The sequence below is a fragment of the Microcystis sp. M015S2 genome (assembly GCF_020245945.1).
In the GTDB taxonomy this organism is placed as follows: Bacteria; Cyanobacteriota; Cyanobacteriia; order Cyanobacteriales; family Microcystaceae; genus Microcystis.
Window position 1 is genome coordinate 35,374 of the sequence record NZ_JADBTX010000045.1, and the last position, 22,749, is coordinate 58,122.

Genomic DNA, 22,749 nt, shown 5'->3' on the forward strand with positions numbered 1-22,749 from the left:
ACGATTATGCCCCAAAAAAAAGATATATTTTGGTTAATTGGTTGCGCGACAATAATCCTGTTTATTTGCAGTGCAACCAGACATATTTTATTTCAATCTAATGCTCTCGATCTTGGTTGGTTCGATCAAGGAGTTTACTTAATTTCTCAAGGTAAACCACCGATTATATCTTTTGTTGACTACCATATTTTAGGCGACCATATCGCTTTTATTCTCTATCCTATAGCCTTACTTTATAAAATTTATCCTAGCGTTTATTGGCTGCTTTTCTTACAAGCTTTTTCCCTTTCTCTTGGTGCTTTTCCCCTCTGGCAATTGGCAATAGAAGCGGGATTAAAAGAAAAACAAGCTTATACATTAGCCTTAGTTTATCTGCTCTATCCCCTGATTTTTAATGTTAATCTCTTTGATTTTCATCCAGAAGTGATCGCAGTGCCAGCGATTTTTTGGACAATTTTGGCAGCAAGATTAAATAATCTCTGGGGATTTTGTCTAGGAATCATTATTATTCTCGGTTGTAAAGCAATTCTCTCTTTAACATTGTTGGGAATGGGTATCTGGTTACTTCTCTGGGAAAAGAAAAAAATCCCCGGAATAATTGCCATGATTACCGGCATTCTTTGGTTTATTATCACCACGAAGTTATTAATTCCTCTCCTGACAGGAAAATCAGCAGTTATTGAAATGGCTGATTCTCGATATAGTTATCTAGGAGATAGTTTACCAGCAATTATCTTTAATCTTTTCCTCAAACCCGATCTTGTCTTGGGAAAAATCTTTACTGGCAATAATCTAGAATACCTAATCCTATTAATTATTCCCTTAGTTTGGGGTTTATCCTGGCGCTATTCTGCGCCAATAATTGCCGCTATTCCCGCACTCGCTTTAAATTTATTGGCAGATCATGCCCCACAAAAAAACTTAACTACTCAATATTCCCTGCCAATTTTGCCCTTTTTATTTCTAGCGGTTATCGCCACTTTAGCCCATAATAGCAGCTGGTTGAAGCAGCCTAAATGGATAATTACTTGGGCAATTATTGCCTTTTTTGCCTTAGCTAAATACGGCTATTTTTGGTCACTGTATTTAAATTCCCTCGATACTTGGTCCGCCACCCAAAAAGCTCTAACCCAAATTACCACCAGTGAGAGTGTCTTGACTACTTCTAGAATTGCCCCCCATCTTACCCATCGAGAAATGATCAAATTAACGATCGAAGGTTCCCAATCCCTAGATTTAAATCAATTTAATTATATCCTACTCGATCGCCGTCATCCCGGTTGGTCTAGTTCACCAGAACTAATTGATTATCACTTAAATAAACTGAATCAAAATGACAACTTTCGGTTAATCTTTAATCAGGATGATGTGTTTTTATATCAGGCCTTGACAACCCCTCAAGAAACAAAATAATTTTTCGTTCCACCGATTCCAATAAATTTTCTTTATCGATGGGAAACCAGACAATATCAGCATCGGCACGAAACCAAGTGCGCTGACGTTTGGCAAATTGACGGGTGTGGAGGATAATCAGATCGATCGCCTGTTCTAAAGAAACTTCTCCGAGGAGATATTGCTTAATCTCTGCATAACCCAAAGTCTGCAAAAGTGGCAAATCCCAACCGTATTTATCCCCCAAATTCTGCACCTCTGCTACTAATCCTTTTGCAATCATTTGATCAGTACGAACAGTGATCCGCTTGTCTAAACTTTCTGGGGAACAATCTAAACCAATTTGTAAAATCGGATAAGTGGGAGGATTTTCTCCCTGCTGACTAGAGATAGGTTTTCCTGTCAGATAAAAAACCTCTAAAGCGCGTAAAGTCCTTACCTGATCATGGGGATGAATTTTTTTAGTTGCCTCCTCATCTACCTGCGTCAGAATTTGATAGAGATAGGATTGTCCTAAAGCTTGTAATTGCTGCCTTAAATCCGGTTGAGGAGAAACCCTCGGTATTTTTAAACCTTTGACAATGGACTTGATATAAAGTCCCGTACCACCAACCAAAAACAGAGGAGAATACTGGAGATTGCTGATTAAATCCTCAGCTTGTTCTTGGTACTGTGCTAGGGTAAAATTATCTTTAGGAGCGCAAATATCAATTAGATAATGGGGAATTCGCTGACATTCTTCTAAGCTAGGTTTAGCAGTACCAATATTAAATTCTCGATAGATTTGTCGGGAATCGGCACTGAGAATTACTGAATTAAACTTTTCGGCCAATTGTAGGGCTAAACTGGATTTTCCTGTGGCAGTTGCCCCACAAATAACAATCAGAATAGGTAAAGGGGAAGTAGTCATCGACGCTACATGACAGTAAACAGTAATCAGTGAAAAGACAGGACTGTTAAGCTAAGACGCATTTAAACTGGGTATTGTTAAGCTGATTAACAGGGGTGCATCCCACATTAATTATCAGTGACTCTTAAATTATTACAGATATATCAGCAGCTATCTGTAAGCATCCCACCGAAAAACTAATGCGCTTCCGGGTTTGGGTAGGGTTGATTCATGAATCAACCCTACCTTGAATCAACTTTAGGAGAAAGTTTCCGCTTAAAAATCCCAAATTACATGAGTAGAAAACGGGTTTCTCCGAGAAACCCGTTTTCTCTGTGTGGGATTGACAAAAATTGAGATGCACCCGATTAACAGCTATTAAGTTTGTCATTAATTTTCGTTGAACAAAAAAACAGCACCCATCAGGATGCTGTTTGTCAAGAAAATGTTACAAAACTTAAGCTAAAGCCGCCATTTTCACATCGTTATGAGCGAGGATATTTTGTAACTCCTCCGCATCCACGGTTTCTTTTTCCACTAACATTTGCGCTAACTGGTCCAAGATGGCGCGGTTATTGACTAAAACCTCTTTAGCGCGACGATAGGCCTGTTCCACTAGGTTACGCACTTCCTCGTCAATAGCTGCCGCAGTTTCATCGGAGAAATCTCGATCGGAAGCGATATCACGACCTAGGAAAACATTACCATTTTGACGACCTAAGGCCACCGGCCCCAAGCGATCGCTCATGCCGAAACGAGTGACCATTTGCCGCGCTACTCGTGCCACCTGTTGCAGGTCATTAGAAGCACCCGTAGTCACTTCCTCCTCACCGAAGATAATTTCTTCAGCTAAACGACCCCCCAAAGCTACAGCCATCTGATTTTGCAGATAAGCGCGAGAATATAACCCGGATTCCATGCGATCCTCGCTGGGAGTGAACCAAGTTAAACCCCCAGCGCGACCGCGAGGAATAATACTAATTTTTTGGACGGGATCGTAATCCGGCATTAAAGCACCCACCAAAGCGTGACCAGCTTCATGGTAAGCCACTAAAGTTTTGCGTTTTTCGCTCATGACGCGATTTTTCTTCTCAGGGCCTGCTAGGACACGATCAATCGCATCGTTGATCTCATCCATGGAAATCTCGGTTAAGTTGCGACGTGCCGCTAAAATTGCGGCTTCGTTGAGCAAATTAGCTAGATCGGCACCAGTAAAACCGGGGGTACGACGGGCAATTTTATCGAGATCCACGTCTTGAGCCAAAGTTTTGCCTCTGGAGTGGACATTAAGGATTTCCTTACGACCAGCGTAATCGGGACGATCTACCACTACTTGGCGATCGAAACGACCCGGACGTAATAAAGCGGCATCCAGCACATCGGGGCGGTTAGTGGCGGCGATAATGATAATACCTGTATTACCTTCAAAACCGTCCATTTCCGTTAATAATTGGTTGAGGGTTTGTTCCCGTTCATCGTTACCCCCCCCTAAACCGGCGCCCCGTTGACGACCGACAGCATCAATCTCATCGATAAAAACTATACAAGGTGCATTCGCTTTCGCTTGTTCAAATAGGTCGCGGACGCGAGAAGCACCCACCCCGACGAACATTTCCACGAATTCCGAACCGGAAATGCTAAAAAACGGGACTCCTGCTTCTCCAGCTACTGCGCGAGCGAGCAGGGTTTTACCTGTCCCCGGAGGACCGACTAAAAGGACTCCTTTGGGGATTTTTGCCCCAATTGCCGTGAAGCGATCGGCATTTTTCAGGAAGTCCACCACTTCGTTTAATTCTAATTTTGCCCCTTCAATCCCGGCCACATCACCGAAAGTAACCTGGGTTTGGGGTTCCATCTGTACTCTTGCTTTCGATTTGCCGAAGTTCATCGCTTGGGAGCCAGGACCACTTTGAGCGCGACGGAGCAAGAAAAATAGACCAACAAGAAGCAATATGGGGAAAAATAGGCTACTGAAGGCTCTTACCCATACTCCTTCTTCTCTTTGGGGCAGTACGGAAATATCAACGTTATTTTCTGCCAAGATGTTGATTAATTGCGGATCGTTGGGCAGGTTAACTAATACATTTGCACCATCTTGGGTGGGTACGATCGCTCGTTGCCGGTCGGCACTTAAGCGCACGGTTTCTACTTTACCTTCGCGTACTTCCTGTAAAAATTCACTATACTTCCAAGTTTGTTGGACTGCTGGCTGGCGATCGAAGAAAGCTGAGGCCAAGGCAAGGACTACGATTAACAATAGGGCATATAGTCCCGCATTGCGCCATTTTTTGTTATTACCGTTTTTGTTCACGCTGTCGAACTCCTGATAAATTGAGGATGATCTTATCGGTTGTTAAGGGGTTGTTAATTTATGTTAACGTTTCTCAGGAACAGTGGACAGGTTTTTTTTTAATATGCCCGTTCTAGTCCTCAATGGGGGTTAGCTGTTGGGGGTTGGCAGTGGGGGAGACCACTTCTTGCGCGTTGCGGGGCAGCGGGGAGCGGGGGTGAAAAAAGCTGATAACTGATAACAAGGGCCGAATCTAAAACCTAATACTAAATCTGGTTATTAAAAACTGATTATTTATTCTCCGTTTTGCATGAGTGCCTCTTGCATGAGTGCCTCTCCTCATAAGTAAACTATACTCAACGGATTTAGTATAATTTGTTCAGCTAAAAGCTTTGATTTACTTAGTTTCTAGCCTTCTTTTTCGGGGGGAGAATTGCCAGATTCTTTACTGGGAGCCTTTTGAACCCCCAAAAATTGATTATGCAAGAAAGCTAATCAATGATAAAGTCTTGAAGCCTTTGTCAAAAATGAGCTTATTTTTTAGACAAATTACTGCATTTTTAACATCCATTCTACTGCGCGTTCATACAGTTCTAAATTACCAGTTTTTATCAAGGCATTAGCGGCTTTTTGCAAATAGTTAAGGCTCGCTACTCGACTACTAGGATTTTTATCATCGTAGGTGGCAAGAGCCAAGTTATAATAAGCTTCGCCATAATTTGGCTGATAAGTAATTGCTAATTGATAATCAGTGATCGCTCCCTTCTTATCGCCTATTTTTTCCTTAACTAAACCTCGATTATAGTAAGCTTCAGCGTAGTTAGATTGGAGAGCAATAGCGATATTTAAATCCTCCAAAGCACCGGCATTATCTCCCAAATCAAAGCGAATAACTCCCCGGTTATTGTAGGTGATCGGATTATTGGAATTCAATCTAATTGCCCTATCTAAATCCTCTAAAGCACCCTCTTTATCCCCAGTTTGTCGTCGAATAATACCACGATTATTATAGGCGATCGGATTGGCCGATATTCTCGGTGTTACTTGTACATTATCGGGAATAGTAGCGGTATCGGTGCGTGCATTTCCCCGATTACTATACACTGTCACATCGATAGGATTAATGCTCAAAGATTGCAGATAATCTGTAATCGCTCCTTGGTCATCTCCCACGTCAGCGCTACTATTACCACGACTATAGAAAATTCTCGCATCCCGGACTTTTTGTAGGAATACATTATAATCCTCGATCGCTCCCTGTTTATCCCCTTTTTCAAAACGCGCATTGGCCCGTTTATGATACCCTTCTGGATCGTTAGGATGGGCAACTATATAAGTAGTATAATCTCTTTCGGCCGCGGCAAAATTTTTCAGAGCAAAATAAGCATCTCCCCGCGCTTGAGCATGACAAGAGACGTTATAATTAGGACGAAAATCGGGTTCTCTGGAGTCATAAAAATAATTTCTGTCGGCAGATTCTTGGATATTTTCGCTACAGACAGAGCGAGAAGTAAAACTAGGTATATTAATCCGATCATCTTGGGCTAAGGCAATACTATAATTATCTACTGCCTCCTGATAACGCCCTAATTTATACAGCACTAATCCTCGATGATAGTGAGCGGCTGCATCATGACGATTTCGTGCAACTGCTGCAGTAAAATCCTCTAAAGCTCCTGCGTATTCTTGATATTTATTGGCTCGCATTAACCCCCGATATACATAAGCTTTTGCGTCTTGGGGTTGCAGATAAATTGCTTGGTTATAATCTTGAATTGCCCCTTGATTATTGTTGAGTCTTAGGTGAGCATAACCCCGTTTAATAAATGCTCTAGCATGGGGAATTTTATCGTAGTTGGGATTAATACGGATGACAAGTGCTAAGTCTTTGATGGCTCCATTATAATACTCGATCGCTGTTTGATATCCTTGAAGGGAATTATTCGATAAATTGGCTAATTCTACTTCCTCGTCAGCCATTTCAATTTGTACTCTGGCACGGTTTTGATAACTGCTAGGACTATTCTTGGCTAAAAATAGTTTGGGTGAGCATTTTAAAACGATTTTATAATCCTTAAAAGCATCTCGTTTTCTCCCTATCTTTTCTAAAGCTATGGCCCGATTATAATAGAGTTCAATTAGATCGGGTTGGTATAAAATAGCCAGGTCATAATCTTTGATAGCCTCTGCATAATTTCCCCACCGAGAGTATAGCTGTCCTCGATGATAATAGCCGCGATAATTTTCAGTTTCATAACCGATAAAACGCTGATAATAATCTAAAGCCAAGGATTGATGATCGAGCAAAGACGCAACACTTGCTAGGTTAAAGTAAACTTCACTTTCATTGGGATTATATTTAAAGGCTTGCCGAAAATCTGCTTGAGCAGCTTCTAATAATTTTAGCTGATGCTGCTTCCTTATTGGCCTTTCTGACTCAATAAGGGGTGTTTCTTCCTCAATAACAGGGATTTCCTCAACTATAGGTTTTTTTTCCTCAATAACAGGGATTTCCTCAACTATAGGCGTTTCTTCCTCAATAACAGGGATTTCCTCGGCTATAGGGGTTTTTTCTTCCTCTATCGCCATGGCTAACTTTAACTTACCTCTTTGATAATAGGCTTGAGCTAGTAACTGTCGATCTTTGAATCCAGGAGCATTATAATTACTATACCAAATGTATTGACTGAAATCATCGATCGCACCGTTTCGATCGTTGATTTTTTCTCGCGCCATTCCCCGTTGAAGATAAAGTTTAATCGTACTAGGATCGCTAGGGTAGACTCGCAGAGTGGTCGAATAATTAGCAATTTCTCTTTTAAGAGCATTTGTATCAACTTCTTCCCTAGAAATAACGGGACATTGTAGGTTTTCTACTGCTTTAACCGAGCTAACTGCTAAACCAAATAATTCCCAAAACAACAGGGGAGACAATAAAAATATTTTTCTAAAAAGCTTGACATTTAAACTATTTTGTGCTATGGGATTGAGGAGGACTTGATCTGTCGGGGTTTTAGGGATTAAGGATTGTTGTGGCATGATGATTAAAAAAATTTGCAGTAAACTCAAATCTGAATTGTATCACTATCCGATCGTATTTGATAAAATACCTCAAAGGGGGTTGGATAGTCAAGACATTTTCGGGGATGATTGTTAATTAACTCTACAACTTTTGCAGCTTCCTCCCGTTGGCTCTCTAGACTGGTTATGGCAAATTAGTAGTTTTAATGAGCTTAAAAACTTAGATAGTATGGAATCGAATAAAGCCAAAATATTTTTTGTTAGAATTAATATCCTGTCAAAGTAAGTTCTCGAGCCGCTATCGGGTCAAAATATCTAATAGCACAGATAAATTTGACATCATCTTCGGTTTTATGGGTAGGATAGTTGTCTCTTGTCTTTTTTCTGTTCCTGTCTCGGAGTTTCCTCACCTAACGGAAGATTTTTGAGGTTTACAGGAGAGCTTTTGATCTCAAACAGCCAAATTAACTCGATAAAATAAAAATTAATGGCAGTAAGGAGATAAAATTTATGGCTGAGTCAAAAAGCTGGGATTTTCAGAGATTTTGGCAAACTCTCGACTATTTTGATAGTATTCCCCTCTGGAGTTGTCTGCAAAAGCTGTTCGGTTTCGGAGAAGATAAAAAAATTCAGCTAACAAATGAGCAAGCAATGAAGACTATTTTAGTCATTGGTGGCGAAAATGCGATCGGTAGAAAGGTAATCGCTCAACTACAGCAGCAAAAGTATCAAATTCGCGCTTTAGTCGATAATATCGAGTCTGCACGTCAATTATTTGCTGAAAATGTCGATTTATTCGCTCTGCAAACCCCGCAATTATTCACGGGGATTGATGAGATTATCTACTGTCAAGGGGAGAATAACCGCCATAGTTTAGCTAATTTACTCGATTTACTGAAAAATACCGGAATAACCGCCGAAAAAACCCTCTTTGACTTTAGCAATCCCAGCAGTGATATAAAAGAAATCTGGGGTGCGGTGGATGATGTGGTAATGGGAGGAGTGAGCGAGAGTCAGATAACCCTGACTAGAGGACGCGCGCTCTTTTCTGGTATCGTTAGAACTGAAAATAACGGCGGTTTTGCCTCAGTTCGTACCAGAAACCTGAATCCTCCCCTAAATTTATCTAACTACGAGGGAATAGAATTACAGGTAGAAGGGGACGGAAAACGCTATAAATTAATTCTGCGTTGTGAAGGACGTTGGGACGGCATCGGTTACTGTTATTCTTTTGATACACTTGATCGCACCCTGCAAAGGATTTCTATTCCTTTTGGCGATTTAATCCCAGTGCTGCGGGCCAAAACCCTGCGGGAGGCAGCACCCTTTGATAGCAGTAGCGTCTATGCTTTGCAGTTAATGCAGAGTAAATTCGAGTACGATGGGGCCTTAAATCCCCGTTTCTCTCCAGGGTTATTTGCTTTAGAAATTGTCACAATTAAGGCCTACGGTGGCAAAAACCGCTTAATTATCGTTAAAGAAGGAGAAATCGCCGAAAAAAGCCTTTTAGATGCCAGTGGTTATCCCTACGAAGCGATCGATTCTGCCCAGATTTTCGCTAAACTTAATTAATTTAAATAAGCTTGGATCTCAAGTTAAACTACAGAACATCGGGTTAAGATCATGACTATCGGGAGCATAATTAAGGAGGTATGTTCATGAGTGAACAGAATCCCTACGAACAACTTGGGGTTACTGAAGAATCCTCTTTTGAAGAAATTCAAGAGGCCAAACAAAGACTGGTGCAACAGTATCAGAATGATAGCAAAATTGTCGAATCGATCGAGGCGGCCTACGATTCTGTCCTCATGGATCGACTGCGGATGCGACAGGAGGGTAGAATTAAAGTACCCGATCGCATTCGTTTTCCCGAACGTCTGACGATTCCGGTGGAAAGTAAACCAGTTACTAGCGGCAAATCTCCTAACTGGTGGAAAAGCCTAATCGATACACCTTCTGCAAGGGATATCGCTGTGCCAGCAGTGATTTACGCTTGTTTAGGAGCAATAACGCTGTTAGTTCCCGATCCCAGTGGCTCCCTCTTACCGCTGCTCTTAGCTGTTGGCGTTTTCGTTAATATCTATTTTTTCAACCGCAAAGAAAAACGTTTTGGCCGCGCCTTACTATTCACTCTCGCTGGTTTAGTGCTAGGAGTCGCTCTGGGAGCGGGATTAGCCAGTTTAGCGGCCAAGGCTGATTTGAATATTTTCGGTGATCGCCAAATTTATGCGCTCGTCACTTTTCTGATCTTTTGGGTGATTAGTAGTTTTTTCCGTTAACCAATCGCTCGTAGGGAGCCTAAGATCACGTCCACTGCTTCCCCAAGGTTATTGACGATATAATCAGGCTCGTAGCTCTCTAAACGGGAACGGCTGCGAATCCCCGATAATACGCCAATAACCTTAATATTTTGGCTCTTAGCTGCGGCAATATCCGCTTCCGTATCCCCCACCATCCAAGTGTCGGCAGCCGCCGGCAGTTCCTTAGCGGCCTTAGCCATAAGCAGGGTTTTGTCGCGCACGTCGTTGGTTTTGGTGTAATTATTATTTAGACAATAACGACGATTAGCGGCGAAAAAACGACCGATATCGTGGCGATTAAAGGCATGATCTAGCTCGGATACCCGCCGCATCGTCATCACGACTAAATCGATCTTTAACTCTTGGATTTTCTGGAGAGTTTCCAAAGAACCAACCACCGGGCGATCGTGGACAAGATAGGGTAAAGTATGGACAGTTTGACGACGAAGATGGGCAAATTTACGCGCTTGATCTTCATCTAATCCTGACATTTCGCCGATACGCTTCTCAGAAACCTGATCCCGTTTTAACTGCCAGAATTCCGCTTTCGATAATTCCCCGATAATTTGACCTTTATAGGCGGTTTTCTGTAAACAGTCTTGATAAACTTGGTAATATCGCTCCGATACGTCCATTATCGGGCCGTCAAAGTCGCTAATTAGTCTCAACATCGCTCTAATACTTCTCGCTTTATTAATTTTTATATACAAGTTACCCTAGAGTCTTGACAATGACAAGGGTTTTGTCGGGAAAAAAATTAGGGATGAGGGAAGTGGGGTGTGGGGTGTAGGGTGTGGGGTGTAGGGTGTGGGGTGTGGGGTGTGGGGGGAAGTGGGGAAATTTCCCCTAAAACCCCAATACCCTAAAACCCCAACCCCCAACCCCTCACTGATTACTGTTGACTGATTACTGATCAGTGATCACTGATCACTGATGCTTCCCCTTCCCTAGTCTGGACGGTTAGCTTAAAATAAATGTAAGGATATGTAAACTTTCGTAACTATCTCGCCAATTGGCTAACCAATGATCCCAACAACTTCTTTATTCGCACCCGTTGACGATGATCTCCGTCTTTTGACCGATAACTTAAAAAACCTCGTCGGCGCTCGTCATCCCATTTTAGCGGCGGCAGCAGAACACTTGTTCGAGGCCGGTGGTAAACGCGTTCGACCGGCGATCGTGTTGTTAGTGTCTCGCGCTACTATGTTAGACCGGGATATCACTCCCCGTCATCGTCGATTAGCGGAAATCACGGAGATGATCCACACTGCCAGTCTCGTCCATGATGATGTGGTAGATGAGGCGGAATTGCGCCGCGGTGTTCCCACCGTTAACAGTTTATTTGACAATCGCGTGGCGGTTTTAGCGGGAGATTTTCTTTTCGCTCAATCCTCTTGGTATCTAGCTAATTTAGATAATTTAGAAGTGGTAAAATTGCTCTCGGAAGTGATTCGCGATTTTGCTGAAGGGGAAATTCAACAGGGAATTAATCGCTTTGATACCAGTATCTCCCTAGAAGCTTATCTAGAAAAAAGTTACTACAAAACTGCTTCTTTAATTGCCAACAGCGCCAAAGCGGCCGGGGTATTAAGCGAGCAATCGGCTGAAGTTAATCATCATTTATATAATTATGGTCGTGATTTAGGATTAGCTTTTCAAATCGTCGATGATATTCTCGATTTTACCTCCCCCACGGAAGTATTAGGAAAACCCTCTGGCTCCGATTTGATCAGTGGCAATATCACCGCTCCCGCTCTCTTTGCTATGGAGGAAAATCCCTATATAGAAGTGTTAATCGAGCGGGAATTTAGTCAGGAAGAAGACATCGAAAAAGCTCTTGATTTTATTCACTCTGGCCAAGGTATTCCTCGCTCAAAAGAATTAGCAGCTCAATATGGACAAAGTGCCTTAAAACACCTTGACTGTTTAGCTTCTTCTCCCTCAAAAGACGTGTTAATCGAGCTAGTAGATTATGTTTTGAGCCGAATTTATTAGGGAATCATAGTTCTCGCCGTAGCAATAGTCCAAGCATCGACTAATAATAAAAATAGGGTGAGAATAAAAAGAATTCCATACATCCAAGGCTGAGAAAGGGGGCGAATATCGGTCATATCCAAGTTAGTTTTTTCCTCGATTATTTTGACCATGCGATTAAACCCCACTACTCGCATCGGTAATAAATAGGCTTTTTCCGCGGAGCGATCAAGGAAATAATAAACTAAACCACCCTGTCCCGTACTGCGACATTTAAGTTCTTTTATATCTGTCCAATTTAACCACCAACCAGAGCGAAGAAAAGCAGGAAACCATTGGGGATAGGTAACTTGTATCCCTGTTTCTGATAAAATGACTCTTTCACTTAAAGCTCCGTATAAAGCGATTAATCCTAAGCTAATTCCTACCCAGAGAAAATTGGGATTAACGGGGGAATTAGTGACTTTTGCTAAAAAGGGTAAAGGGATGGTTAACGCTATGTATAAACTTAATAAAGTTACCCGAATTATTGGTGATATCCGAAAAGTTGTTGTCTCGTTCATTTGATAACCCTAATCAGTAAACAGTAAACAGTAATCGGTGAAAACACAGCAGAAAACTGCCACTTAATACTTTAACACTTTAACACTTAATACTGCTCACTGAAAACTCAAAACTGATCAGTTATCACTGAGTCTCCTTGTCCCCAAAAACCATCGTATTTAGTCACTTCAATATCACCAAAAACTTTGACTTGACAAGCAAGACGACGGTTATTATCGGGGTTGTGGGGAGGTAAAGAAAGACGCGCTTTTTCCCTCCAATTTATAGCAGAAACTTCGCCCACAATTGCCACCGCACAGGTTCCACAGCTGCCGATGCCGCGACAATTGATTAACTGGGAACCGCCATTATACAAAGAAATGTCATGTTTTAATAATATGCGACGGAGATTTTCACCTCGATCGCAGGTGATTGTTTGACCGTAAACTGTTATTCTAGGCATTAGGGGCGTGATTTTAACTTGCTACAGTTATTAATTAATATTAACACTTATTGACTATTTCTATGAACAATGGTAAGCGCATTTGGGTCTATGACACTACTCTCCGGGATGGGGCCCAGCGAGAAGGTATTTCCCTCTCCCTAGAAGATAAAATTAAAATCGCTAGGGAATTAGATCGAATGGGTATTCCTTTTATCGAAGGCGGTTGGCCGGGCGCAAACCCTAGAGACGGTCAATTTTTCTGGAAACTGCACGAAGAACCCCTAAAACAAGCGGAATTAGTCGCTTTTTGTTCCACTCGTCGCCCCCAGATCGAGGCCCGGGAAGATCGGATGTTAACCGCCATTCTCGCCGCTAGAACCCGTTGGGTGACAATTTTCGGCAAATCTTGGGATCTGCACGTCACAGAGGGCTTAAAAACCAGTCTGGAGGAGAATTTAGCCATGATAGGAGATACGATCGAGTATCTACGCTGTCAGGGAAGACGAGTCATTTATGATGCCGAACATTGGTTTGATGGTTACAAAAATAACCCCGAATACGCCCTTTTAACCCTGAAAACCGCCAGGGCTGCCGGGGCCGAATGGTTAGTTTTCTGTGATACCAACGGCGGCACTTTACCCCAAGAAATCGCCCCTATCGTGGAGAAAGTGCGGCAGCAATTGGGCATCGATCCCGATGAGGAAAATGCGCCTCAATTAGGCATCCATGCCCATAATGACGCGGGAACCGCCGTGGCTAACTCCTTAGCGGCAGTTAACGAGGGCGCACGCATGATTCAAGGCACAATTAACGGTTATGGGGAACGCTGCGGCAATGCCAATTTATGTACTTTAATTCCCAATCTTCAGTTAAAAATGGGCTTTTCTTGCCTAGAAGAAAATCAATTAGGCCGATTGACGGGAACTAGCCGAAAAATCAGCGAAATGGTCAATTTAGCCCCAGATGATCATGCTCCCTTCGTCGGACGTTCCGCTTTTGCCCATAAAGGCGGCATTCACGTTTCTGCGGTGGCGAAAAATCCCCTGACCTACGAACATATTAACCCGGAAGCGATCGGGAATCAGCGCCGCATCGTCATTTCTGACCAATCGGGATTAAGTAATGTGTTAGCGAAAGCGCGCAGTTTTGGCATCGATTTAAATAAAGATGATCCCACCTGTCGGCAAATTTTGGAACGTTTAAAAATCTTGGAAAGTGAGGGTTATCAATTTGAGGCAGCCGAAGCTAGTTTTGAGTTATTAATGCGGGAAGCTTTGGCACAGAGAAGCCACCTTTTTGAATTAAAAGGATTCCAAGTTTATTGTGATATGCTGCGGGATAGTGATAATGCGATCGCTACAATTAAAGTACGGGTAAAAGAGGAAGATTTATTAGAAGTGGCCGAGGGTAACGGGCCTGTGGCTGCTTTAGATCGAGCTTTAAGAAAGGCTTTAGTCAAATTCTATCCCGAAATTGCTAACTTTCACCTGACCGATTATAAAGTGAGAATCCTCGATAGTGGTTCGGGGACGGCAGCGAAAACTAGGGTTTTAATCGAGTCCAGTAACGGTCAACAAAGATGGACAACCGTGGGAGTGTCTAGTAATATTTTGGAAGCTTCCTATCAAGCAGTAGTAGAAGGAATTGAATACGGTTTATATCTGCTGCAAAACAATAAACTAGAATTATCGGGTCAATTTTGTCCTTTGGGAATAATTTAGGGAGCAGTAATCAGTAATCAGTAATCAGGAGTCAGTATTCAGGAGATTATTTTTATTTATTCTTCCTATCCCCCCACACCTCACACCCCACTTCTCCACTTCCTGCTCCCCTTTCTGGGATTGAATGTTTCCTAGGATAATAATCTAGTGACGACCGAATTTTGCCAACGACGAGCTAGGGCCCGCAGATACATATTAACGGGAAACTGATAATATTCGATAATTAACCAGAGTAAACAAATAGCATGGCAAATAAAGGTTAAAATCGACCAAAATAGAGGCACCCATGACAAAGGACTCCCCTCGACCGGAGGAAAAAGATAGGCTCCCGTAGCCACAATTGCTGTGGGAAAAATCACAAATCCTAAACCGATAATTAAGTAAAAACCTGCCATCTCCATGCCTTCTCTCGGTAAACCCTGCCAATACTTACCATTCCAATACCAAGTTAAGGGTAATTGACTATCGGCCATTTTTAAAACCTGTTGTTCTAAATTAGCAGTAAAAATGTGTTGACAAAAGTTACAAGCATAGGCTTCCATTAGGGGTAAAGCGGCGATTTTACCATGGCGACAGACGGGACAAGAATAGGTATCGTGATAGTTTAATCGGGTTGGCTCGGTCATGGTAATGTGAGTACGAGTAAAAAAGGCCATTGCAGATAATTAACTTTTCCCTATTGATAACTAATTAAGCAAGATTGGCAGGAATTGTCCCCAGTTTTTGTAGTTGTTTTTCAATATTAGCCTTTAATTGGGTCCGGGAGATTTCTTTTCCTATTTGAGAGGTGTGTGCATTTTCCAGAAAAATAATACTATCTACTCCTTCTAAGGCAAATAATTGGAATAAAAGATGGGTTACGGGAATCAGGAGCGTTGATAGGGGTGAATTAGCAGTATTTTGAGCAGATATGGCCATTTTTTCCGTAGCAAAAGCATAGATTACCCTTTTCTCCTGTTGCGGCTGCTGCCGATGGGCTAAAGTGGTTAGTAACCAATCACCCTGGCTATTCTGAACCACATAGTATTGTAAATGTTTTAACTCTCTGGCCACGGCCGCGAGGACAGGATTAACCGCTTCTTCCATGACCACGGTAGCTAGTCCATAATTGACCGCTTCTCGACTTAAAATATGCAGTTGTGCCTTTAATTTCATGGCTAATAATGTCTATAAACTAATCGATGGCGATGACATTCGCCAAGGCCATTTAAAATTGTCGTCGTGAAAAGATGAGGATGGAGATACCCAACAATAGACCAGTATAAACGAGACTGTAGAGGGCATTACCGATTAAGACATCAGCACTAGGGAGCAAACCATAAACGGCCTCGTTTCTAAAATTCAATCTCTCCAAATCTGGGAGAATTAGATAAATATTTTTAGTGATAGCGAGAATATTGGGATTTTTGCTGATTATACCCAATTGGATCAGATCTTTGCTGATGTGACCCATGAGATAGACCCCAAAAGTCATTAGCGTGGCTAAAATCGAACTGGTAAATACCCCAAAAGCGATCGCCACGGCCGCAATGAGAATTAATTCCAAACCGAGATAGAAAACCGAGACAATCAGGGGTAAAGGTTGAAAAGATACTTTCATCCCCAGCAACATCAGCAGGTAAATCACCAACATTACCCCCAACATCACCGCTAAAACCCCGGACAAACCCAAGTGTTTACCTAGAATAAATTCGGCCCGACTCAGGGGTTTGGGAATCAAAACTAAAATAGTTCTCTTGTCAATTTCCTTATTAATTAGCCCTGTACCCACAAAAACCGCGACAATTATCCCTAATAGTCCGATAGCGGCTAATCCCAAGTCAAGAAAGATTTTCTGATGGGTTCCCACCGCAATTTCTGGTAATAAACGCCAAGCGAAGGCCATCAACAAGGCAAAAAACCCGATAAAGTAAAGAATGCGATCGCGAATAACCTCGCGAAAACTATTGGCTGCGATCGCCCAGATTCTCAGGATGCTGATACCCATAGCCTTTCATCAAAATAATATCTGTCTTTCCCTTTGAGATTACCCATTTCCGGCGCAAAAGTGGACTTTCTCTAAAAATCAAAAATTGTCCCGGTTGGTTAGCAGTCCCTAGGGATAACTAGGTGTTGTTAAGTTAGCTAAAACAGCAGATAACCCTTACCGTTCCAGTGTTACCTTATCTTTGCAGGCAGCTTACCCCTTGGTTTTGTTGCAGTTGTCCTGAAACTTCCTCCCCGTCCCAATCCGCCATCAAGAATCAGCCTAGGATAAATTGATCTCTAATAACCCCGGTGGTGGCGAGATCTCGATGCGTGCCGCTTTCAGATCCACCAGTGGAACAATTTCTTTGACGAAGGGGACCAGGGCCCGGGCCTCTGAGTCGGAGGATGAACTTTTTTTCTTGACAGAGGCGAGATTTGCTTCTAGTTGCACTGCTAAAATGTCATTACCCGCCCAGAAAATATCTACCACAACCCCGATTTTTTCTCCTGTCAGGTGATGATAAACCTCTAAGTTTACTAGCTCACTAACATGATATTCATCCGCTTTTAGGCGAGGTTTTTCTAGTTTATTCGCCCATAATTTATATCCGCGCAAAGCTTCGGCTTGTTCCCGATTTTCAACCCCCTCTAACTTGATAACATAAACATTTTTTCCCGGTAGCTCACGTCCCCTGAGCAGAGTAATTTCTTGGATTTCTCCCCCCTGGTCCCCTTGTATTCCCCTAATACCTCGCTTCTGAAAACGTTCGGGAAAATCTGATACCGATAAAACTCGCAATTCTCCCTCCAGTCCCTGGGGTGCTACTATTGTCCCAATTTCTAGCCAATTTTCTTCCATTGTCTCGACATTTTTTGCTATAGCTTTCCCTAGTATATAGCCTTTTTTGTCTCGCTCCTAGATTTTAAAAGTCTTGATCGGGTAAAATTTTTAGTTGACCTCTACTCCTGACCATTTTTTGACTTTTTACTGGTGACTTGTTACTAAATTATGACTATTTGGCAAGCGGATTTTTATAAATCTTCATCTTCTTCCCCCCTTGGCACAGTCTGGCAATTGTTAATTTCCGATTCTCTTGGTCATCTTATCTATGAAAATTCCTGTCCCCAATCCCAAGCTAATAGCGACTGGTTAACCCAACAGTTACAGCAAGCTTGTCAAGTCTCATACCCGGAAATTATCCAAGTTTTTCGCCCCCAATGCGCCAATTTATTTCTCCTCGCTGGTCAAAATTTACAGATCAAAATCGAGTTAACCCGTCACGTTAATGCTCTGAAAAAACAGCTAGAATTGCGACAAATCCCCATCAATATCGACTCTCCTCCACCGCAACCCCTACCGGAGCAATTTTTAGGTCAAGAGTGGCGTTTTGCTCGTTTTCCCGCCCTTGATTTAGTTAACTTTTTTGGCGATCGCCGAATACCGATTCTTTCCCTGCCAGAGGCCTTTTCTCCTTTAAAATTAGGTTTAGCCTCCACTTTAATGATCCCCGGTGTGGTTATTACCGGTGGTAAAAAATCTCTGGCGATCGCTCGTTGGCTGGGGGAAATTAACCCGGTATTTATCGATCATATTCCCACAGAAACGGGGCGATCGGGCGGTTTAGTCTTAGAATCGGGCCTCAATGAGCGTTGGATTTTTCTCACCTACGAAGATGAAGAAGTGGCCCAGGCAGCCAATGCTTATCAAGCAACCAAAGAGGAAAGCCAAGGTTTGCACTTTCTCCTCATACAACCGGATGATTCCGGTCGCACTTTTACCGGCTTTTGGCTACTGAAGCAGGTTTAACCCCCAAGCTGTCCCCAAGAGGCAGAGAATGCCGGCTAAACCCGCTAAAGGTTGGTTATAGATACCTTTAACCCAAGCTAACCCAGAATCGCTGTAAGACATCAATTCGGCACTGTCTAGCAAAGCTAATCCCCACACCCAACCGCTATGAAGTCCCCAAGCTAATCCTAAACTACCATGATCGATCGCCCGCGCCCAGACCAGAACCATCCCCATCAGAAATAAACCGGGTAGTTGCGGCAGAGTTTGCTGACGTTCCCAAAGCAGATGCAGCAGGGCAAAAATTAGGCTAGAAATGGCTCCCGCCACCCAAAAACCGTATTCTTGGCTTAATTGACTCAAAAAGATGCCCCGAAAGATTAATTCCTCGGTAATACCCACCCAGAGGGCCACTATCAACAGGGGTAAACTCAAGGAAAAAGCACGAGTTAGATTTTTGGGCTGCCAATGTACCCAGGCCAAAATCCCCTCTAGGAAAAAAATTACCCCTAATCCCACCACTGCCAGGATTAATCCTTTAGTTAGGGAGATAAATAGGGAAAATGACCAAATTAATCCGTAATTATCGAGGCTACTCCCCTCTATCTTCAATAATCCCCAGATAACTAAGGGAGCCAAGACGTAAAGAGAGGCCACCAGGGGCAATTTTTGGTCAGGTTTTGTCCCTTGCAGCGGTTGCCATCCCAAACGACTCCCTAAACCAATGGCAATGGGCAGCCAGAGAATTAACCAGGCCAACAGGAAAATAATAATTTTTATTAAGGCAGCCATATCCATTGTCAATTAGGTGCTAGGGAAGTGGGGGTGTAGGGTGTGGGGTGTGGGGTGTGGGGTGTGGGGTGTGGGGTGTGGGGTGTGGGGAAATTGAACTAAAACCCTAAAACCCTAAAACCCCAAAACCTGCCGACTGTCTCCTGACTCCTGATGGACAAAACAACAACCCCTCTAGGTACAGAATAACTGTGGAACTTTGCTCTGGGAAAGCCTAGCTCCAACAAAAATCCGTCCCTAGGGGGTTGCGAAAAAGAAGAAAAAGTGCTTAAGGAAAACCCCTCAAGTTGATGAAAGAGGCGGACAGGGGTTAGAATTAGGGATAAGAATCTATATTGTCTTTTTGGTCGGTCTTGTCAAAACTAGCCCTTTTGACTGCCGATTTTTTTTCCTTATCCCTACTCCGTAACCTATTTAAGCTTCTACCGATTCTTCTGATTCCGTTTGTTTGAGGTGGATGTGCTTGTAGCCAAGTTTGATTTCAAACTCATCGCCGGGCTGCAAGTTCATTTGTTCGGTATAGGTGGAACCGATGACGATTTGACCATTTTTATGGACACTAACCCGGAAAGTGGGTTCGCGGCCGCGGCCATCTTTAGTGCCTTCGGGATCGAGAGGAACCCCTTTTGCACCTAAAACAGCATCGTAAAAGTCGGTTAAATTGACCCGAACTTGGCCATCTTTACTTTGAGAGTAGTAACCACAACGTTTTGCCGTTTCGCGACGGGGTAAGTGGGATAACTCTTTGACTTTTTGTAGTAGAGCTTTCCCGGTTAGGGGAGTAGGAGAGATATCACTCATGGTACTTTTTAATGTCCCTTGATTTTTGACTGACTGTCAATTAAGTTTACACTGACAAATTGATCATACCAAAAATCTTGCCAAAAATGTCTAGAGGGGAATAATAAATTTTTTAAAACTGATGGTTCGGTGATGACAATCGTGCTAAGAAGACCCCAGACTAGGTAGTAAGTGTAAACCTTGTGGGGGAGAGGAAATTTTTGGCCAAGACTCTGGCAATTTTTGGTCGGGTGTGAGGAAAACAGGAAGGAGAAAGTGAGGACATAAAACCGTTTAAGCTATACCTAGCAAGGAATTGAGAAACTATACTTGTGGTTGGAGTTGGCAAAAAACTAATGACCCAGAGCAGTAAATCCGGGGTGATTAAACTGTTTTCGATCGACTTGCCCATCTATGATTAGGTCTAGATACCCACCCCTTGGCTCAACCGACTGGGGAAAATCTTAAGGATTAATTACCATTACTAGCTCCCCTTTGGCCCGTTAACATCGATTATCCTGAGTATTAGGAGTCCCTCACCCCCGTGCCGAGTATGGAAGTTTCTTTTAAAATTCTGCGTCAACGACCCAACGACACCCCCTACCTAGAAAATTTTACCCTAGAGGTGGAGGCGGGAAATACAATTCTCGACTGCCTTAATCGCATCAAATGGGAACTTGATGGAACTTTGGCCTTTCGTAAAAATTGCCGCAATACAATTTGTGGCAGCTGTGCGATGAAAATTAACGGCCGTTCGGCCTTGGCTTGTCAAAAAAATATCGCCAGTGAATTAAACCATTGTAGCCAAAAAGATGCCGGAGAAATTCCCGAAATCACGATCGCCCCTCTGGGTAATTTACCGATTATCCGGGATTTAATCGTCAATATGCAACCGTTTTGGGACGATTTAGAAAAGGTTGAACCTTATATCAGTAGTCAAGCACGCACCATTCCCGAACGAGAATTTCTGCAAACTCCAGAAGAAAGAGCCAATCTCAATCAGATGGGTAACTGCATTATGTGCGGCGCCTGTTATTCGGAATGTAATGCCAAGCAAGTGAATCCCGATTTTGTCGGTCCCCATGCTTTAGCAAAAGCGCAGCGCACCCTAGCAGATTCCCGCGATGGTAATCAGGAAAGTCGCCTAGAACTTTATAACCAAGGCACCGCCGGGGTTTGGGGTTGTACCCGTTGCTATTTCTGTAATGCGGTTTGTCCCATGGAAGTGGCCCCCATGGATCAGATTAGTAAAATTAAACAGGAAATACTCGCTCGCAAGTCGGACGATAGTAGTCGTCCCATTCGTCACCGGAAAGTTTTAGTGGAATTAGTCAAAGCAGGGGGATGGGTTGATGAACGCAAATTCGGCCTCTATGTGGTGGGCAATTATTGGCGCGATTTACAGGGTTTATTAAGTATTGCCCCCTTGGGATTGCGGATGATTGCTAAGGGTAAATTTCCCACTTCCTTTGAAGCTTCCGAGGGAACCGAGGAAGTGAGAGGTTTAATTACTGCCATTCAAAATTCTCGCTCTTGATCACTTTCGATAGTTAGAGCAATTTTCAGATGTATTATGATCTATATTCTATTTGACTGGAGAACCCCTTATCATGTTCGATCGAGATAGTATCCGTGGTTTTTCTGCCCTAATCACCCTTGTGGGAGTCGCTTCTAGTTTGGGTTTTAGCTTCAACGCACCGGCTTTCTCCCAAGCTATCTCTAACGATTTACCTTTACTATTAGCCCAAAAAAGCGAAAAGGTGCGAGTAGCGGTTTTAGACTTCGATTATAGCGGTCTCAGTAATCCCCAGTGGTTAACATTTCTCAATGGTGGGGCCAGTGGTGTCAGTGATATTCTCGTCAATAAATTGGTGGAAAGTGGTCGCTATACAGTCATTGAGCGCAGTCGCATTGATGCTGTCCTCAGAGAACAGAATTTGGGAGCTTCGGGACGGGTAGATGCAGCTACCGCCGCTCAAATCGGGCAAATTTTGGGGGTAGATGTGGTGATTATCGGTTCGATTACCCAATTCGATTTACAAAAAAAACAATCTGGTGGCTCGTTTATTATTTTTAGCACCGCCAAGACAGAAACCGATGCTTTTGTCAAGTTAAATGTCCGGGCAATTAATACCACCACGGCCGAAATTATTACCACCGCTCAGGGAGATGGTACTGCCAATCAATCCGATGGTTCAACCGTGGTTTTAGGCGTTGGGGGTGGTTCCCAAACCTCCAACGAAGGGAAATTACTCAGTATTGCCACCGATAAGGCAGTGGCGCAGGTGGTGGATAATCTCAACAATAAAGCCGACCAAATCGCCGCTACACCTCGCTCGCTCCCGACTGTCACCGCTTTAGTGGCTGCCGTGGCGGGAAATCAGGTAATTCTCAATAAAGGTACGGGAGAAGGCTATCGTGTCGGTTTACGCATTTCCATTGAACGGACGACTCAAACGGTCAAGGATCCGCAAACGGGTAAGGTTATCCGTCAGATTACTCAACCGATTGGCACTCTCGAAATTGTCGAAGCTGATGGTCAATCTAGCGTCGGTCGCATCATTACCGGTAATGGTTTTAAAATCGGTGATTTAGCTAAACCGATTCGTTAATCGGGAATTATGAATTATGAATTATGAATTATGAAGTGGGGAGGTGGGGAAGTGGGAAGATCGGTAAACTTAAAACTCAAGTCTGATCACTGATCACTGATAACTGATCACTGATAAGTGAACACTCAGGAAAATTTGAAGTTATGTAAAGCGAACCCCGGGGTCAGGTGAGACAACCGATAGAATTTATGATTGGAATCCCTTGGATATTCCCTAGACCAGAGCGATTAACGAAA

Annotated in this window: 21 protein-coding genes; 8 read left to right on the forward strand and 13 right to left on the reverse strand. The window is 43.0% G+C overall.

Features of this window, described 5'->3' with window-relative positions:
- The first annotated feature begins 6 nt into the window (after positions 1 to 6).
- The gene (locus IM473_RS09190; RefSeq protein WP_287658607.1) at positions 7 to 1,413 is read left to right on the forward strand and encodes a DUF2079 domain-containing protein; all 1,407 of its coding nucleotides are present in this window, start codon (positions 7 to 9) and stop codon (positions 1,411 to 1,413) included.
- Here IM473_RS09190 and miaA read toward each other — a convergent pair.
- The 3 genes from miaA to IM473_RS09205 all read right to left on the reverse strand — a co-directional run bounded on the left by miaA (position 1,355) and on the right by IM473_RS09205 (position 7,610).
- Positions 1,355 to 2,302, reverse strand: coding sequence for a tRNA (adenosine(37)-N6)-dimethylallyltransferase MiaA (miaA, locus tag IM473_RS09195; protein ID WP_287658609.1), 948 nt, complete (start codon positions 2,300 to 2,302; stop codon positions 1,355 to 1,357). The two genes, IM473_RS09190 and miaA, sit on opposite strands and share 59 nt — an antisense overlap.
- A 436-nt stretch (positions 2,303 to 2,738) precedes the next feature.
- On the reverse strand, positions 2,739 to 4,592 hold the full coding sequence (gene ftsH3 / locus IM473_RS09200; protein ID WP_052275780.1) for an ATP-dependent zinc metalloprotease FtsH3: 1,854 nt from the start codon (positions 4,590 to 4,592) through the stop codon (positions 2,739 to 2,741).
- 528 nt (positions 4,593 to 5,120) lie between these two features.
- Positions 5,121 to 7,610, reverse strand: a complete 2,490-nt coding sequence (locus IM473_RS09205) for a tetratricopeptide repeat protein (RefSeq protein WP_287658611.1) — start codon at positions 7,608 to 7,610, stop codon at positions 5,121 to 5,123.
- A gap of 492 nt (positions 7,611 to 8,102) precedes the next feature.
- On the opposite strand from IM473_RS09205, the gene IM473_RS09215 reads away from it, so the two are divergent.
- Together IM473_RS09215 and IM473_RS09220 are read left to right on the forward strand one after the other, a co-directional pair.
- Positions 8,103 to 9,164 carry a CIA30 family protein gene (locus IM473_RS09215; protein WP_287658613.1) on the forward strand — a complete coding sequence of 354 codons (1,062 nt, stop codon included), beginning with the start codon at positions 8,103 to 8,105 and terminating at the stop codon, positions 9,162 to 9,164.
- Between the two features lie 86 nt (positions 9,165 to 9,250).
- On the forward strand, positions 9,251 to 9,871 hold the full coding sequence (locus tag IM473_RS09220) for a CPP1-like family protein (RefSeq protein WP_287658614.1): 621 nt from the start codon (positions 9,251 to 9,253) through the stop codon (positions 9,869 to 9,871).
- On the opposite strand, the gene IM473_RS09225 is transcribed toward IM473_RS09220, so the two are convergent.
- Positions 9,868 to 10,563: an HAD family hydrolase gene (locus tag IM473_RS09225; protein WP_002801790.1), complete on the reverse strand. Its 696-nt coding sequence runs from the start codon at positions 10,561 to 10,563 to the stop codon at positions 9,868 to 9,870. The genes IM473_RS09220 and IM473_RS09225 overlap by 4 nt on opposite strands.
- Positions 10,564 to 10,915: 352 nt before the next feature.
- Between IM473_RS09225 and sds the strand changes: the two genes are divergently transcribed.
- Entirely contained in the window at positions 10,916 to 11,887 is a 972-nt protein-coding gene (gene sds / locus IM473_RS09230) for a solanesyl diphosphate synthase (RefSeq protein WP_287658615.1), read from the forward strand.
- On the opposite strand, the gene IM473_RS09235 is transcribed toward sds, so the two are convergent.
- Positions 11,884 to 12,429 (reverse strand): hypothetical protein, encoded by a 546-nt coding sequence (locus IM473_RS09235; RefSeq protein ID WP_287658616.1) that lies wholly within the window; start codon positions 12,427 to 12,429, stop codon positions 11,884 to 11,886. The genes sds and IM473_RS09235 overlap by 4 nt on opposite strands.
- A 107-nt stretch (positions 12,430 to 12,536) precedes the next feature.
- A complete protein-coding gene (locus IM473_RS09240; protein WP_287658617.1) occupies positions 12,537 to 12,872 on the reverse strand; it encodes a 2Fe-2S iron-sulfur cluster-binding protein in 336 nt (111 codons plus the stop codon).
- A 62-nt stretch (positions 12,873 to 12,934) separates the two neighbouring features.
- Between IM473_RS09240 and cimA the strand changes: the two genes are divergently transcribed.
- Entirely contained in the window at positions 12,935 to 14,575 is a 1,641-nt protein-coding gene (gene cimA, locus IM473_RS09245) for a citramalate synthase (protein ID WP_287658618.1), read from the forward strand.
- A gap of 131 nt (positions 14,576 to 14,706) precedes the next feature.
- Here cimA and IM473_RS09250 read toward each other — a convergent pair whose 3' ends face one another.
- From IM473_RS09250 to rimM, 5 genes are all read right to left on the reverse strand, one after another.
- Positions 14,707 to 15,231, reverse strand: a complete 525-nt coding sequence (locus IM473_RS09250; protein WP_287658619.1) for a hypothetical protein — start codon at positions 15,229 to 15,231, stop codon at positions 14,707 to 14,709.
- A gap of 34 nt (positions 15,232 to 15,265) precedes the next feature.
- Complete coding sequence (locus IM473_RS09255) at positions 15,266 to 15,730, reverse strand: hypothetical protein (RefSeq protein WP_287658621.1); 465 nt, start codon at positions 15,728 to 15,730, stop codon at positions 15,266 to 15,268.
- A 52-nt stretch (positions 15,731 to 15,782) separates the two neighbouring features.
- Positions 15,783 to 16,562 (reverse strand): ABC transporter permease, encoded by a 780-nt coding sequence (locus IM473_RS09260; protein WP_287658623.1) that lies wholly within the window; start codon positions 16,560 to 16,562, stop codon positions 15,783 to 15,785.
- The gene (locus IM473_RS22530) at positions 16,519 to 16,644 is read right to left on the reverse strand and encodes a hypothetical protein (protein ID WP_353738144.1); all 126 of its coding nucleotides are present in this window, start codon (positions 16,642 to 16,644) and stop codon (positions 16,519 to 16,521) included. Before IM473_RS22530 ends, IM473_RS09260 begins: the two co-directional genes overlap by 44 nt.
- Before the next feature lie 179 nt (positions 16,645 to 16,823).
- Positions 16,824 to 17,402, reverse strand: a complete 579-nt coding sequence (rimM, locus tag IM473_RS09265) for a ribosome maturation factor RimM (protein WP_287658625.1) — start codon at positions 17,400 to 17,402, stop codon at positions 16,824 to 16,826.
- A gap of 150 nt (positions 17,403 to 17,552) precedes the next feature.
- Here rimM and IM473_RS09270 point away from each other — a divergent pair, with 150 nt between their 5' ends.
- Positions 17,553 to 18,350 (forward strand): Tab2/Atab2 family RNA-binding protein, encoded by a 798-nt coding sequence (locus tag IM473_RS09270; RefSeq protein ID WP_287658627.1) that lies wholly within the window; start codon positions 17,553 to 17,555, stop codon positions 18,348 to 18,350.
- Here IM473_RS09270 and IM473_RS09275 read toward each other — a convergent pair.
- Both IM473_RS09275 and IM473_RS09280 read right to left on the reverse strand, forming a co-directional pair.
- Positions 18,333 to 19,127: a CPBP family intramembrane glutamic endopeptidase gene (locus tag IM473_RS09275; RefSeq protein WP_287658628.1), complete on the reverse strand. Its 795-nt coding sequence runs from the start codon at positions 19,125 to 19,127 to the stop codon at positions 18,333 to 18,335. The genes IM473_RS09270 and IM473_RS09275 overlap by 18 nt on opposite strands.
- A gap of 408 nt (positions 19,128 to 19,535) precedes the next feature.
- Positions 19,536 to 19,922, reverse strand: coding sequence for an AbrB family transcriptional regulator (locus IM473_RS09280; protein WP_002765913.1), 387 nt, complete (start codon positions 19,920 to 19,922; stop codon positions 19,536 to 19,538).
- 532 nt (positions 19,923 to 20,454) lie between these two features.
- Here IM473_RS09280 and IM473_RS09285 point away from each other — a divergent pair.
- Entirely contained in the window at positions 20,455 to 21,438 is a 984-nt protein-coding gene (locus IM473_RS09285; RefSeq protein WP_002795461.1) for a succinate dehydrogenase/fumarate reductase iron-sulfur subunit, read from the forward strand.
- A 73-nt stretch (positions 21,439 to 21,511) separates the two neighbouring features.
- Positions 21,512 to 22,513: a CsgG/HfaB family protein gene (locus IM473_RS09290; protein ID WP_287658629.1), complete on the forward strand. Its 1,002-nt coding sequence runs from the start codon at positions 21,512 to 21,514 to the stop codon at positions 22,511 to 22,513.
- Positions 22,514 to 22,749: the final 236 nt, after the last annotated feature.